Origin of the sequence: Streptomyces sp. NRRL S-340 (assembly GCF_000720185.1) — a bacterium.
GTDB lineage: Bacteria > Actinomycetota > Actinomycetes > Streptomycetales > Streptomycetaceae > Streptomyces.
In genome coordinates this window covers 1-13,630 of sequence record NZ_JOIY01000049.1, presented here as the reverse complement: position 1 = coordinate 13,630, position 13,630 = coordinate 1, and the positions used below count along the sequence as shown (strand labels likewise).

The 13,630-nt window shown below is 73.3% G+C and carries 15 protein-coding genes and 1 pseudogene; 14 read left to right on the top strand and 2 right to left on the bottom strand.

The window, feature by feature from the left end:
* Nucleotides 1-40 precede the first annotated feature (40 nt).
* The 11 genes and pseudogenes from IG64_RS30995 (at nt 41) to IG64_RS30950 (ending at nt 7,392) form a co-directional block, all read left to right on the top strand.
* The gene (locus tag IG64_RS30995) at nt 41-376 is read left to right on the top strand and encodes a low temperature requirement protein A (RefSeq protein ID WP_037862209.1); all 336 of its coding nucleotides are present in this window, start codon (nt 41-43) and stop codon (nt 374-376) included.
* Nucleotides 361-750, top strand: coding sequence for a VOC family protein (locus IG64_RS30990; protein ID WP_037862207.1), 390 nt, complete (start codon nt 361-363; stop codon nt 748-750). The genes IG64_RS30995 and IG64_RS30990 overlap by 16 nt, the downstream gene beginning before the upstream one ends.
* Nucleotides 751-857: 107 nt before the next feature.
* Nucleotides 858-989: pseudogene (locus tag IG64_RS42535) on the top strand (VOC family protein); the annotation flags it as partial.
* Nucleotides 990-1,123: 134 nt separating this feature from the next.
* Complete coding sequence (locus IG64_RS30985) at nt 1,124-1,780, top strand: CatB-related O-acetyltransferase (protein WP_037862205.1); 657 nt, start codon at nt 1,124-1,126, stop codon at nt 1,778-1,780.
* Between the two features lie 14 nt (nt 1,781-1,794).
* Nucleotides 1,795-2,694: a virginiamycin B lyase gene (locus IG64_RS30980; protein WP_051813529.1), complete on the top strand. Its 900-nt coding sequence runs from the start codon at nt 1,795-1,797 to the stop codon at nt 2,692-2,694.
* A 179-nt stretch (nt 2,695-2,873) separates the two neighbouring features.
* Nucleotides 2,874-3,470: an RNA polymerase sigma factor gene (locus IG64_RS30975; RefSeq protein ID WP_037862201.1), complete on the top strand. Its 597-nt coding sequence runs from the start codon at nt 2,874-2,876 to the stop codon at nt 3,468-3,470.
* The gene (locus IG64_RS30970; RefSeq protein WP_420710017.1) at nt 3,448-4,416 is read left to right on the top strand and encodes a hypothetical protein; all 969 of its coding nucleotides are present in this window, start codon (nt 3,448-3,450) and stop codon (nt 4,414-4,416) included. The genes IG64_RS30975 and IG64_RS30970 overlap by 23 nt, the downstream gene beginning before the upstream one ends.
* A 182-nt stretch (nt 4,417-4,598) precedes the next feature.
* Entirely contained in the window at nt 4,599-5,300 is a 702-nt protein-coding gene (locus IG64_RS30965; protein ID WP_037862199.1) for a hypothetical protein, read from the top strand.
* 131 nt (nt 5,301-5,431) lie between these two features.
* Complete coding sequence (locus tag IG64_RS30960) at nt 5,432-6,118, top strand: hypothetical protein (protein WP_051813537.1); 687 nt, start codon at nt 5,432-5,434, stop codon at nt 6,116-6,118.
* A gap of 298 nt (nt 6,119-6,416) precedes the next feature.
* Nucleotides 6,417-6,626, top strand: coding sequence for a hypothetical protein (locus IG64_RS30955; RefSeq protein ID WP_037862198.1), 210 nt, complete (start codon nt 6,417-6,419; stop codon nt 6,624-6,626).
* Between the two features lie 76 nt (nt 6,627-6,702).
* Nucleotides 6,703-7,392 carry a restriction endonuclease gene (locus tag IG64_RS30950; RefSeq protein ID WP_063758855.1) on the top strand — a complete coding sequence of 230 codons (690 nt, stop codon included), beginning with the start codon at nt 6,703-6,705 and terminating at the stop codon, nt 7,390-7,392.
* 131 nt (nt 7,393-7,523) lie between these two features.
* Here the strand turns inward: IG64_RS30950 and IG64_RS30945 are convergent, their stop codons facing one another.
* Nucleotides 7,524-9,068: an SMI1/KNR4 family protein gene (locus IG64_RS30945; protein WP_037862197.1), complete on the bottom strand. Its 1,545-nt coding sequence runs from the start codon at nt 9,066-9,068 to the stop codon at nt 7,524-7,526.
* A gap of 637 nt (nt 9,069-9,705) precedes the next feature.
* On the opposite strand from IG64_RS30945, the gene panD reads away from it, so the two are divergent.
* From panD to IG64_RS30930, 3 genes are all read left to right on the top strand, one after another.
* Nucleotides 9,706-10,125, top strand: coding sequence for an aspartate 1-decarboxylase (gene panD / locus IG64_RS30940; protein ID WP_037862196.1), 420 nt, complete (start codon nt 9,706-9,708; stop codon nt 10,123-10,125).
* A gap of 51 nt (nt 10,126-10,176) precedes the next feature.
* Nucleotides 10,177-10,521 (top strand): GNAT family N-acetyltransferase, encoded by a 345-nt coding sequence (locus IG64_RS30935; RefSeq protein ID WP_037862194.1) that lies wholly within the window; start codon nt 10,177-10,179, stop codon nt 10,519-10,521.
* A 65-nt stretch (nt 10,522-10,586) separates the two neighbouring features.
* The gene (locus tag IG64_RS30930; protein WP_037862265.1) at nt 10,587-11,252 is read left to right on the top strand and encodes an aspartate/glutamate racemase family protein; all 666 of its coding nucleotides are present in this window, start codon (nt 10,587-10,589) and stop codon (nt 11,250-11,252) included.
* A gap of 603 nt (nt 11,253-11,855) precedes the next feature.
* On the opposite strand, the gene gndA is transcribed toward IG64_RS30930, so the two are convergent.
* Nucleotides 11,856-13,295: an NADP-dependent phosphogluconate dehydrogenase gene (gene gndA, locus IG64_RS30925; protein ID WP_037862192.1), complete on the bottom strand. Its 1,440-nt coding sequence runs from the start codon at nt 13,293-13,295 to the stop codon at nt 11,856-11,858.
* Nucleotides 13,296-13,630: the final 335 nt, after the last annotated feature.

Below are 13,630 nucleotides of genomic sequence, written 5' to 3'. Positions count from 1 at the left end.
GAAACGCCTGCCCGCAGCTCAGACGCAGGAGAACCCGAAGATGAGCAGCGTGCCCGAGCCACTCAGACCGCGTCGGCCGGCCCCCCTGGAACTGTTCTACGACCTCGTCTTCGTCTTCGCCGTCTCGAAGCCCTCCCACCACCTGCCCGAGCACCAGGACGGGCGCGGAGCACGAGAGACCGCGGTGTTGCTCGTCGCCGTGTTCGGCACCTGGACCTGCACCGGCTACGAGCACCCGTCGCAGGACGCCTCGACAGTGTGGGCGCTGCTGTTTAGGATCACGCGTACGCATCGCGTGTCGGTCACCGGCTGGGTGAGGCATGGAGGTGCCGTGAGGTGCCTTACGGAGGCATTCCACACATGTCAGTCGAGTTGAATCACACCATCGTCCATGCACGCGACAACCGCGAGTCGGCCGAGTTCCTCGCGCACATCCTGGGACTTGAGGCCGGGACCGGGTGGGGCCCGTTCATTCCAGTGGCCACCAGCAACGGGGTCACCCTGGACTTCGCCGCCGTTCCGGCGGAGTCGATCGTCATGCAGCACTACGCGTTCCTTGTTTCCGACGAGGAGTTCGACGCGGCCTTCGCGCGTATCCAGCAGGCCGGGATCATGTACTACGCCGATCCGCAGATGAAGCAGCCTGGAGAGATCAACCACCATCACGGTGGGCGCGGACTGTACTTCCTGGATCCAGCCGGGCACGGCATGGAGATCATCACGCGGCCCTACGGCAGCCATCAGGAGTAGCCGACGGCACAGTGAGGCAGTGGCAGGCCAGGGCGTTCCCCGGCCTGCCACTCCGGGCGGGCATCAACTGCCGTGAGGTTCCTGCGAGTCCGGCCTGCCGGCGACGTGAGGAGAAGCGGCTGCGTGCCGAGGGCGTCGAGAGCGTCGTGCCGCTGCGCGAGGAGCCGTGGGGTGAACGCCTCTTCCAGGTCACCGACACCAACGGCGTGATCGTCCAGTCGGTCGAGCGGGCCGCCCCGGCCGGGGCCCCAGAACGCCTGACAGCCCACTGCGTCAGGCCGCGTCCGGGCCCCGCCCCGGCGATGCACACCCCGGACCGTGTACGGCATTCTGCAACCGCGCAGTCCCACAACGCCCGCAAAGGAATTCAGCCTTGTCACCTGATCCGACCACCGTGCACCCGCTGCCCGCCCACGACCGCGTGGTGTTCCTCAAACCGCTGGTCACCTCACCGAACATCGCCGTGGGCGAGTACACCTACTACGACGATCCGGACGGTGCCACGGACTTCGAGCACCGCAACGTCCTCTACGCCTACGGGCCGGAGCGTCTGACCATCGGCAGGTACTGCGCGATCGCCGCGGGAACCAGGTTCCTGATGGCCGGTGCCGAGCATCCGGCGATGGGTGTGTCCACGTACCCGTTCACCATGTTCGGCGGCCGGTGGGCCGAACAGACCCTGGACATCGTCACCGCGATGCCCAGCCGCGGCGACACGGTCGTCGGCAACGACGTCTGGTTCGGCTACCAGGCGACCGTCATGCCCGGCGTGCGGATCGGCGACGGCGCCATCATCGCGGCCGGCGCCATGGTGACCGCCGACATTCCGCCCTACACGGTCGTCGGCGGCAACCCGGCCAGGCCGATCCGGCAGCGCTTCGGCGACGCCGACACCGAGCGGCTGCTGCGCGCCGCGTGGTGGGACTGGCCCGCCGACCTGGTCACCGAACACGCCCGTACCATCATGGCCGGAACGCCGGCCGACATCGAACGCATCGCCGCCGAGCACGGTCTGGAGAAGCCCCTTTGAGTCATGCGCCCCAGGTGTCCGTCGAAGAGTACGCGGTGGCCGACGCCGCGGCCGGACCCTACGCCCTCACCACGGGACCGGACGGCGCGCTGTGGTTCACCCTCGTCCGCAGCGGCCGCAGCGGCCGCATCGGCCGGCTCGTCCCGGGCGAGGAACCGACGAGCCACCGGCTCGAGCCCGGCTGCGGGCCGACCGTCATCACGCCCGGCCCCGACGGTGCGCTGTGGTTCACCGAGTACCGGGCGGACCGGATCGGGCGGATCACCACCGACGGCGTCATCGGCGAATTCGGCGTGCCCACACCCGGCTGCGGGCCGTTCGGCATCGCGGCAGGGCCCGACGGTGCGCTGTGGTTCACCGAGACCGCCGCCGACCGCATCGGCCGCATCACCGTCGACGGCCGCATCACCGAGTTCCCGCTCCCCGTCACAGGCGCGTTCCCGTCCGCGATCACCGCCGGGGGCGACGACGGGATGTGGTTCACCCTCAACCAGTCGAACGCCATCGGCCGGATCGGCATGGACGGTGCGATCACCCTGCATCCCCTGCCGACGGAGGCGGCGGCGCCGGTGGGGATCGCCGCGGGCAGCGACGGCGCGCTGTGGTTCGCCGAGATCGCCGCCGGTCAGATCGGACGGATCACTCCCGGCGGGCAGATCACCGAGTTTCCGCTGCCCGATCGCACCGCCCGGCCGCACGCGGTCACCGTCGACGCCGACGGCGCCGTCTGGTTCACCGAATGGGGAGGCAACCGCGTCGGCACGATCACCCCCGACGGCTCCCTCACCGTCCACGACCTGCCCACCCGCCACAGCGAACCGCACGGCATCACCCCTGGTGCCGACGGCGCCGTGTGGACCGCATTGGAGATCGGCGCACTCGCCCGTATCACCCGCCTGGACGTCACCGCTTGACCAGGCTGCCCACACACCGTCAGCAACGCTCGCCCGTACGGCGGCATGTTCACCGTTCTCCCAGGTAACGGACCCCGATCCGGCACGGGCCGGAAACCGGTGGGAACCGAATCGGCCGCCGCGGTGTAACAAGAGTGTGAGGACGCGGGAGGGGGGGCCGCATCGTCGATGAGGCCGCGGTGATCGCACGCGTACGCGCCGGAGAGCCGGAGGCGTACGCGGAGCTGGTGCGGGCCCACACGGGCATCGCGCTGCGAGCGGCCGCCGCGCTGGGCGCCGGTGCGGACGCGGAGGACGTGGTGCAGCAGGCCTTCGTCAAGGCGTACTGCGCGCTGGGACGGTTCAGGGACGGGTCCGCGTTCCGGCCGTGGCTGCTGTCGATCGTGGCCAATGAGACGAGGAACTCAGTGCGTACGGCGGTGCGGCAGCGCACGCTGGCCGGCCGGGAGGCAGCCCTCGTGGAGGCGGAGCCGTTGCTGCCGGAGTCGGCGGACCCGGCCGTCGCGACGCTGCACACCGAGCGCCGCGCGGCGCTGCTGGCCGCCCTGGAGCGGCTGAGCGAGGAGCACCGCCTGGTCGTCACCTACCGCTACCTGCTGGAGATGGACGAGGCCGAGACCGCTCAGGCCCTGGGCTGGCCGCGTGGGACGGTGAAGTCACGCCTCAACCGCGCACTGCGCAAGCTGGAGCGCCTGCTGCCGCAGTTCCGGCCGCAGGAGGAACAGGACCTGCCAGGTGGTCGGGAAGGAGGTGGTGAGCGTGGGGGCCGTGGGTGAACCGGAGGGCGTGGCGGAGCACGGGTCGGCGGAGACGCGGTCGTCGCTGCCTCACGAACTGCGGGCGCTGGGACGGTCGCTGGGCGGCCCGGCCGGCCCGGGCGGGGCGACTGGACCGGCCGGAGCGGAGCCCGCGGGGCCCGGAGACCTGGGGTCCGCCCTGAGCGCGGAGACGATGGTCGAGCGGGTGCTGGCGCAGATACTCACCGAGCACGTGCCGGCCCCGGTGGCCGAGCAGGAGGGTCCGGGTGAGCGGCTGCGGGCCGCGCGGCGCTGGACCGGCAGGCGGTGGCGCTCGCTGACGGCGGCCCTGTGCGGACTGCTGACGGTGCTCGCGCTCACGCCTCCGGTGCGGGCGGCGGTCCTCGACTGGTTCGACTTCGACGGGGTGAAGGTCAGGTACGAACCGTCGGCGGTGCCGTCGCCGGGCGCCCAGGTGCCCGGCTGCGGCCGGTCGCTGTCGCCGGCCCAGGCCGGCCGGCGGGCGGGTTTCACACCGCTGGTCCCGGACGCCCTGGGCACACCGGACGCGGTGACGGCCGTCGCCGAGCCGGGCGGGCGGTTCCTGCTGACGCTGTGCTGGCGCGGGCAGGACGGCAGCACGACCCGGCTCGACGAGTACCCGGCGCGCCTGGACCTGGGCTTCGTCAAGACCGTGCGCGAGCCGCCGGAATGGGTGCCGCTCGGCCCCGGGCCCACGGCCGGGGACGTCCCGGACTACGCCCTGTGGTTCCAGCGACCGCACCTGCTGACGTTCTGGCTGGTGGACGCGGACGGTCACCGTGTCACCCGCACACGGCGTACGGCCGGCCCGACGCTGCTGTGGACCCGGGCGACCCCAGAGGGCGCGATGATGCTCCGCCTGGAGGGGATCACGGATAAGGGGCGTGCCGTGGCCGTCGCACGGAACAGCCGGGGTTGGTCGGCCCTGAGCGGGAACCGCTGAGGCCCGGCCGGTGTACCAGAAGTGACAGGCGGCCGGGACGGGCCGCTCGGGGATCGACCTGACGGTTGGGGGGTCGGATGGTCAGGAAGGCGAGCAAGGACGGGCAGGGCGCGCAGGGCAGGCAGCAGGGGCCGAGCCGGCAGGACGGGCGGTGTCGGCGGGCTGGGCGCGGGAGACGTGAAGTGCGCGCGCTTCTGACAGCTTTGGCGGTGCTGTGCGCGCTGATGCTGTGGGGGGCCGCCGCTGCGGAAGCCGGCGGGCCGACGAGTGTGCTCGTGACCTCGCCGCGCAGCGGAGAGGCGGCCGCCCTGTTCTTCTCCGACGCCAAGTACGAGGAGCTGGAGCAGCTTCTGGGCCCGGCCGGCGAGGCCGGTGAGGGTCTTCGTGTGGTCCCGCCGCAGGCCGACCTGGCGCGCGCCCGGCAGATCAACGTCACGTGGATGGTGCACGACACCACGCCCCAGCGGATCGACCGGCTCTTCTCGGTGAGCGGCGAGGACGTCGTCTGGATCCACACGGCGGCGGACGTGCCGGGCTCGCTGGCCGGTCACTGGCACCGCGCCGCGCACCCCGCCCGGTTGCGTGCCTTGCTCGGGAGGCTGGGCGTGCTGGGCAAGGACACGGGTGCCGGGTACGAAGGCGTCTTCCCGGCCCCCTGGCAGACGGTGCCGCCGAACCCGGCGGCGCAGGAGGAGAAGGTCACCAGGGTCACGATCCGCACCGGCGGCGAGGAGGGCGGCACGGACCGGTGGTGGGCGATACCGGGTGCGGCGGCCGGAGTGGTGGCCGGGCTGCTGCTGCGGTCCTTCGCGTCGCGCGTGCCGCTCGGCCTTCCACGGCGCGGCGAGGACCCTGGGCCACGGCAGGAACTGCGGGACGTGTGACCGGTGAGAGCAGCGGGAGTGAAACGGCGGGAGTGGGATGTGGAGCGCGGCGGGAGCGGTGGAGTACGGGGACAGAGGAGGGGCTGATGGGGGCGCGGGGCCGGAGGGTTCGCGGACGGTTCGCGGCTGTGCTGCTGCCCAGCGTGGTGCCGGTGCTTGCGGCGGGGGCGGTCGTCCTGGGAACGGCCCCGGCGGAGGCCGCGGCCGGTGGAGAGGCGAGGCGCGTACCGGATGTGGCGCTGGTCGTCGCGGGCGGTTCGGGGCGGACGACGACGCTGCGTTCCGGGGAGTCCGGTTTCCTCCGGCTGCGTCAGTTGCTGGAGCCGGAGCGCACCGGGACGGAGCCGGTGCCGGACGCCTGGGCGGAGGGCCGGTATCCGCCGGCGCGGCTGACCGTGGTGTGGGGCCTGACGGGGGTCGGCGGGTGGCCGCAGACCGACCGGGCGCCCGGTGGTGACGTAGCCGTCGAGCGGCAGGACCAGCTGATCGTGGCCGCGGACGGCACGCCGTGGGTGCGTTCCGATCCAGCGCCGGACGTGGAGGACGACGACATCCGGTGGCACCGGGCGCCGCGGGCGCTGTACGGACGGTTCGACTGGCAGGGGCTCCTCGGCAGCGGGGCCGAGGCGGCGGTGAGCGGTGGGGGCCGGCACAGGGCCGGGGGGCTCTCGGCCGGTGGGCGTGGATGGTGGGCGGTCGGAGGGAGTGTCGCGGGGGTCGGCACAGGAGCCGTCGGCGTGCTGCTGGCCGGCCGTATACGCCGCGCGGCGGCCCGGCGTGGGGCCGGACCGCCGCGACAGGAGCTGATCGACCGGTAGCGGCCGGCCGTGTGCGGGCGGGGCCGGCCCGGGGCAGCCGAGGTCGGTCCCCGGCCACGATCCGGCTCCGTGCGCTGGGCGATGCCGGCACGCACGGTGGCGCGCCCGGAGCCCTGTACGTCACCGAGCGCGTCCATGGCTGATCCACCGCGCCGTATTCGGCCAGTTCCGATGGTTTTGTGCCATTCGTCGGCAATCCGCCTCCGACATCACCAAGACGCCGCTACACAGGAAGGCCGGGGCGGCGTCCTGCCGCCCCGGTGGCGTGGTGGCCGGTCGGTGGGGGAGGTCTGGACGGTTGCTGACCATCGATGTGACGCTGCTGCTCGCAGTCATCGTCGTCTGGCGACTGCGGCGGCGTACGGAAGCCCGCAGCCGCTTCGACGAGAGGATGACCGTCGTCATCGTTCTGGCGCTGGGCGTCCTGATCGCACCCACCCCGGCGGGCCATGGAATCTTGAGCATCCTGGGGCAGCTCGCGAACGGCGTCACCCGGGCCAGCCGATGAACCCCCGCACAAGCACGGGCCGGACGGAGCCCGTCGGCGCCCGCCTCGGACCGCTTCTCGCAGGAGTGGGGGAATGATGGCGGCACGCCGACGGCGCCGGCGCCTGAAGAAGCGGACCCGCAGGCAGCTGCAGGGCTGGGGCGCGGTGGCGGCGGTGATCGCCGTGGTGTGGGTGGCCGGGCACTGGTCGGTGGTGTGGCCCGTCCTGGTGGCCGTGCTCGTCGCGGCCGCGGTGGGCGGGGCCGGATGGGCGCTGTGGCGGGCGCACCGCCTGGCGGTCGGCCAGGACCGTGCGTGGCGGGCGCAAGAGGAGGCCCGTGCACGGGAGTTGTCGATGGCCCAGGTCGACGCGCTGTCGTGGCAGGGGTTCGAGACGTACGTCGCCGAGCTGTGCCGGCGGGACGGCTGCACGAAGGTCGTCGTCAGCGGCAGGAGCGGCGACCTGGGCGCGGATGTCGTCGGCTACCTGGCCGACGGCCGCAAGCTGGTGATCCAGTGCAAGAAGTACGCGCCGCACCGGAGCGTGTCCTCGCAGGACATGCAGAAGTTCGTCGGCACCGCACGCCCCGAACACGGCGCGGACGTCGCCTTGTTCGTCACCACAGGCCGCACGTTCACGAGGGACGCGCTGGGCCTGGCGGTGCGCCAGGACATCGTGGCCCTGCACCGCGATCTGCTGGGCTCCTGGGTCAAGGGCGCTCACCTGGAGAGTCTGATCCCGCTGAACGGCAGCGGCGGCGGTACCAGGCGGCGTCCCTCTGCCTGACCGCCGGCGTGGGCCGGCCCGGGCCAGGGACACCGCAGCGACACCGTGACCCGGACCGTGGCTTCCGCCTCACGGCGTCCAGCCGGTCGGGGGCGTCGGCATCAGCTTGGTGCACCGGTGTGGTCAGAGCGTCAGGAGGCGTCCTCGACGGTGCCGGAGAGGCGGTAGGCGGTGGAGGTGTCGTCGCCGAGGACAGCGAGCAGGTCGAGGGCGGCGGTGAGGGGCGTGGCTCCGGCCAGGCGAGCGGCGGCAAGGCCGGCGGGCAGGCGGCCGGTGGCGATCAGCGCTGTCCACTGAGTGCCGGAGAGGGCGAGGTAGCGCAGGCCGGCGAGATCGGCCAGCAACGACAAGTCCGGCGTGGGGCAACGCGACAGGTCGAGAGAGCGCAGCGCAGAGAGGGTGCGCAGCGGAGCGAGGTCGAGCGGGGTCTCGGAGCCGACGGCGAGCGAGGCCAGGTGCGGGTGGCCCGCGAGCGGGATGAGGCCGGCCTCGGGGGCGAGGTCGACGGCCAGGTCCTCGACGGGGAGCACTGCCAGGGGCGACAGGTCGGTGGTGGCGCATCGGTTGAGGTGCAGGCGCCGCAGGACCGGGGTGGCGGAGAGCGGGGCGAGGTCGACGGGCGACGGGGCGTCATTGAGATGGATCGCCTGGACACCCGGCGCGAGCCGCTCGTCCAGGGTCGAGACCACCAGCTGGCGAGAGCCGCCCGCGGACTGCCGCGGGGCGTACGGATCGGGCCGGCCCAGAGTCTGGCCGAGCCAGGCGGTGACCGAGGAAGCGACGTAGCGCGGGCCGTCATGGAAGTCGCGGCCGACCTCGATCACCTGGCCGGGACGGCCGTCCGCGGCAGGCGCGAGGTCCACGGCGAGGAAATTGCCGTCGAAGCAGGTGGCGAAGGGAAGCCAGCCCGGATGCCCCGAACAACGGCGCACCGTGTTCGGCGGGTCGGCGTCGAAGACCACCTGCTGCCGGCCGAGTTCCCAGCCGAACCAGGTCGGCACTCCGATGTAGTCGTCGCGCTCGGCCAGGGCCTCGTCGAGCGGCAGCCAGCAGTATCCGGCCAGCGCCTCGCTGCCGCCATCCCCGTCTGCCTCCAGGTAGAGCGCCCGCAGGTCCGCGGGCAGCGGCCGGCCCAGGTGGCGTTCCGCGGCGGCGAGCTGCGCCTCGGTGACGGGCGCTGGCATCTCCGGTTCCGCGCCGAAGTGCTCGGCGTGCTGCCGGAGCACAGCGCGCAGCCACTCGACCGCCTGCGCCGGGTCCCCGGCCTGGCGCAGCCCGGACGGCTCCGCGCTGTCGGTCGCGCCCGGTTCGGACCGTTGGAAGCCGGGGCGGAGGGTCAGTGTCCAACCGTCCTCGGGGCCACCCCCGGGCTGCAGTACGTCCTGGAACACCACCAGCTCGAAGGCTCCCGACGGGCGGCTGACCAGCTCCAGGACGATGCCCTCCCAGCCATGGGTGTCACGGAACCAGGCTGCCAGTGAGCCGAGGCCCTGGTGCGGGAACGGCATGTCGAAGAAGAGGCCCGGACGGCTCGGTACCACGTACCCGCCGCCGGACAGGCCCACCCCCCTCTGGCTCCCGTGCCCCCGCAGCACGCACTCCGTCCAGCCCTCCGGCGCCCGGGCGACGACCTCCGCCGTGATCTGCCGTGCCACCTGGTCCACCGTCAGGTCCATTCCCGCCCTCTCGTCCGCACAGTTCGGACGATCATGTCAGCAGCCTGTGACAGCGCGTCCGGCGCCCGGCCCCGACGAGTCACTGCTGCCGCCTCCGGTCATCCACGGCACTGTCCTGGACGTCCCCAGGGCTCGTCATCCCGGCGCCGGCGCGACGGCTCGGCCGAGGCAGCAATGTTCCATGGTCACGAGAATCGCCGGTTTGACAAAGCAGTGGTTCCTTGATCAATAGTCGCGTCCATTCGGCGCTCGGGATCCTCGATGAACCTCGGCCGCCTGCACCTGCTGGGCGGTACGGAGGCGCTCCGGCCGGCCGACCCACGGCGATGCGTGGTCCGGCTCCCGCTCGAGCGCCGCCGCCTCGGACTGCCCTCCAGGCCGCCCGAGTGACGGTCATCACGGATGCCATCGAGGGGGTGCTGCGTAGGCTTGAGCCGTCGTCGCCGCGTGGGCCGGGAGAGCCGGTGGGGCTCTCCTCCAGTCGCCTGACGACGCGTCAGTGAGGTCGGCGAGTGGTCAGCACGGGTCCTGGAAAACCCGGGGGAAGCCGCCCGGGCACACGACTCGTTGTAGGGTGTGGAAACAGCCCTTGACCTGCAAAAACGCAGGCAGGGAGCCTACTTGTGGGAGTGCCCCGATGTTGCGTACCATGTTCAAGTCCAAGATCCATCGTGCCACCGTGACCCACGCCGACCTGCACTACGTCGGCTCGGTGACCATCGACGCCGATCTGCTCGACGCCGCCGATCTCCTGCCCGGAGAGCTGGTCCACATCGTCGACATCACCAACGGTTCGCGTCTGGAGACGTACGTCATCGAGGGCGAGCGCGGGTCGGGGGTCATCGGGATCAACGGAGCCGCGGCACACCTCGTGCACCCCGGGGACCTGGTGATCCTCATCAGTTACGCCCAGGTCACCGATGCCGAGGCGCGGGCCCTGGTGCCGCGGGTGGTGCACGTGGACGCGGACAACCGGATCGTGGAGCTGGGCGCCGATCCGTCCGCCCCCGTGCCCGGCTCGGACCAGGAACGCAGCCCGCGGTCCGTGCCCGCCTGACCGACACCCACCCCGGGCGGCGGCCGTCCGGACACTGCGAGGAGATTGCCCATGAGTGACATCGAGATCCGCGACGACCGGGAGGCCGGCCGGCTCGAGGCCGTCGCGGAGGGTGAAGTGGTCGGCCGTATCGAGTACTTCGTCCTGGAAGCGCCCGGGCGTGCCCTCGTTCCGGTCCACACGATCGTGGAACCGGCCCACGAGGGCCAGGGCATCGCCGGCTCCCTGGCGCGCGAGCTGTACGCGACGGCGGAGCGCGAGGGCGTCGCCGTGGCCCCGCTGTGCCCCTACGTCATCAAGTGGGCCGAGCGCCACCCGGACGAGGCCCCCGCGCCCGCCCCCGGGATGCGGCAGGCCGCCAAGGCGTGGCTGGCGGCGCACCCGGGGCGGTTCTGAGCACGACCGGGGAGCCTGCCGTGCCGTCCGCACCGGCCGGTCCACGCGCTCCGGCCGCGCCCGTCGTGCTCGCGCTGCTGCACACCTCGCCCGTGCACGTGCCGGTGTTCGACGCCCTGCGCGAGCAGGACCATCCTCGGCTGCGGGTGCGGCACTTCGTCGACGAGGACCTGCTGCGCAGGGCCCGCCGGGACGGCCCGGAGACGGTGGCCGACGACGTCACGGCGGTGCTGGAGCGGGCCGTGGCCGAGGGCGCGGGCGCGGTTCTGTGCACCTGTTCGACCATCGGCGCGGTCGCGGAGGCCGCCGGTGCCGGACGCGTGCCGCCCGTGCTGCGGGTCGACCGTCCGATGGCGGCCCAGGCGGTGGCCGCGGGGCCCCGGGTGGTGGTCGTCGCGGCGGTGGAGAGCACCCTCGCCCCGACCGCCGCACTGCTCCTTCAGGAGGCCGAACGCGCCGGGCGCCGCCTCCGGGTGCGCCCCCTGCTCGTGCCGGGTGCCTGGGCGCGGTTCGAGGCCGGTGACACCGACGGGTACGTACGTGCGGTCGCGGAAGCCGCCGACTCGGTCACCGGTGCCGAAGCCGACGCCGTCGTCCTCGCCCAGGCCTCCATGGCCCCGGCGCGGAACCTGACGACGACATCCGTGCCGGTCCTGTCCAGCCCGCGCCCCGGCCTCGCTGCGGCGGCGCGGGCCGCGACCCGGGCAGCGGGAGCGGCAGCCCCGGCCTGACCAGGACGGAGGGGCCGGCTGCTCATGGGCGCGCTGACGTCCGGAGGGGCGGACGTCCGGGACGGTAGACGTTCGGAACGGCGGAGGCCCCGGCGCGGCCGGGCCGCCCGGGCCGGATGAGCCCAGCCGGGTCCTCGCCGTCCTGCCCCCGGGTGACTGGCGGGGCGGGTGGCGGGTAGGCGGGGGAGTAGTCCAGAGCCGATGTCGACCGACTGGCCGGAGGACGCCATGACCGACCCGTACCCCGACCCCGTAGCACCACCGCCCACTCCGGGCCCCCGCCCGGACCCCGCTCCGGGCCCAGGACCCGGCCCGGACCCGGTGCCCACACCCCAGCCGCACCCGGCGCCCCAGCCGCCCCCGGTTCCGGCGCCGCCCGGCCCCGGACCGACGCCTCCCGACCCGGCCCCTCCCGGACCGCCGCCGGGGCCGGTGCCCACGCCACCGCCCCCGGGACCGCCGGAGCCCTCCCCGTCCCCGATCCCGCCGGGCCCCGAGCCGGTGCCGAACCCCGAGCCGGGGCCGCCCCTGTCCTGACGGCGGCCCGCACGCCGTCAGGCGCGGCGGCGCGGGCGGCCACCGGCAGCGGTCCCCGCGTGCCGCCTACGCGGTCACCTCGGAGCGGTCGCCGCCCCACAGCGTGTGGAAGGTGCCGTCCCGGTCCACGCGCCGGTAGGTGTGCGCGCCGAAGAAGTCACGCTGCCCCTGGGTGAGGGCGGCGGGCAGGCGCTCGGCGCGCAGGGCGTCGTAGTAGGCCAGGGCCGCCGCGAAGCCGGGGGTGGCCACGCCCTGCCGGGTCGCCGCGACCAGGACCTCGCGCCAGTCGTCCTGGGCCGCGGCGATCTCCTGCGCGAACGTGTCGTCCGACAGCAGGCTCGGCAGGTCCGGCCGGGCGTCGTAGGCGGTCCGGATGCGGTCCAGGAACGCCGCCCGGATGATGCAGCCACCGCGCCAGATCGAGGAGACGGCACCCAGGTCGATGCCCCAGCCGTACTCCTCGCTGCCCGCCGCGATCTCGTGGAACCCCTGGGTGTACGACACGATCTTGGAGGCGTACAGCGCCTGCTCGACGCGGTCGGCGAACGCCGCCGCCTCGGACTCGGACAGCGCCGACGCCTTCGGGCCCGTCAGGTGGCGGGAGGCCTCCCGCAGGGCCGCGTGCCCCGACAACGACCGTGCGAAGACCGCCTCCGCGATGCCGGACACCGGGACGCCGAGGTCGAGCGCGATCTGCACCGTCCAGCGACCGGTGCCCTTCTGCTCGGCCCGGTCCACCACCACGTCCACGAACGGCTTGCCCGTGGCCGCGTCCACGTGCGCCAGGACCTCCGCCGTGATCTCGATCAGGTACGAGTCCAGGCGGCCGGTGTTCCAGGTGCGGAAGATCTCCGCGATCTGCGCCGGGGAGTACCCGGCCACCTCGCGCAGCAGCTGGTACGCCTCGCCGATCAGCTGCATGTCGGCGTACTCGATGCCGTTGTGGACCATCTTCACGAAGTGGCCCGCGCCGTCCGGACCCACGTGCGTCACGCACGGCGCGCCGTCGGCGGCCTTCGCGGCGATCTTCTCCAGCATCGGACCGAGCGAATCGTACGACTCGGCCGAACCGCCCGGCATGATGCTCGGGCCGTGCAGCGCGCCTTCCTCCCCGCCGGAGATGCCCGTGCCGACGAAGTGGATGCCCTGCTCGCGCAGCTCCCGCTCGCGGCGCCGGGTGTCCGCGAAATGCGCGTTGCCGCCGTCGATGATCATGTCACCGGGTTCGAGCAGCGGCGCGAACTCCTGGATCACCGCGTCGGTCGGCTCGCCCGCCTTCACCATGACGACCAGCCGGCGCGGGCGCTCCAGCGCCGCCACGAACTCCTCGGCGGTCTCGGCCGGGACGAAGTCGCCTTCCTGCCCGAACTCCTCCACCAGCGACCTTGTCCGCGACACCGTCCGGTTGTGCAGCGCGACCGTGTAGCCGTTGCGCGCGAAGTTCCGGGCGAGGTTGCGGCCCATGACCGCGAGTCCCGTGACGCCGATCTGGGCTGTAGTGCTCATACCGCCTGCTCCTCAAAGATCCGTTGGACCGCAGGGTCCTGCCGTCGGTCCGTGGGGCTTCCCGAGCCGCCTGATCCGCCCGGAACTGTCAGGCTTCCCGCCTTGCGACCATCCTGGCCCGCCGGTACGCCGGCCGCACATCCGTGCCTCCTGCGTGCCCTCCCCCCCCGGCTTGACCTCCCGCCCCGCGTGCCCTTCCCCCCCGGCGCTCTCCCGTCCCGTGTCACCTCTCGTCCCGCGCGGCCCTCGCGCCTTGCCTCCCGTCCCGTGTCACCTCTCGTCCCGCGCGGCCCTCGCGCCTTGCCTCCCGCCCCGCCTCGCCCTCCACCCCGCAC

Bases quoted from the DNA above. Each gene is read 5' to 3' on its own strand.
- IG64_RS30995 (WP_037862209.1), top strand. From the start codon at position 41: ATGAGCAGCGTGCCCGAGCCACTCAGACCGCGTCGGCCGGCCCCCCTG.
- IG64_RS30990 (WP_037862207.1), top strand. From the start codon at position 361: ATGTCAGTCGAGTTGAATCACACCATCGTCCATGCACGCGACAACCGC.
- IG64_RS30950 (WP_063758855.1), top strand. From the start codon at position 6,703: ATGGCGGCACGCCGACGGCGCCGGCGCCTGAAGAAGCGGACCCGCAGG.
- IG64_RS30945 (WP_037862197.1), bottom strand. From the start codon at position 9,068: ATGGACCTGACGGTGGACCAGGTGGCACGGCAGATCACGGCGGAGGTC.
- panD (WP_037862196.1), top strand. From the start codon at position 9,706: ATGTTGCGTACCATGTTCAAGTCCAAGATCCATCGTGCCACCGTGACC.
- IG64_RS30935 (WP_037862194.1), top strand. From the start codon at position 10,177: ATGAGTGACATCGAGATCCGCGACGACCGGGAGGCCGGCCGGCTCGAG.
- gndA (WP_037862192.1), bottom strand. From the start codon at position 13,295: ATGAGCACTACAGCCCAGATCGGCGTCACGGGACTCGCGGTCATGGGC.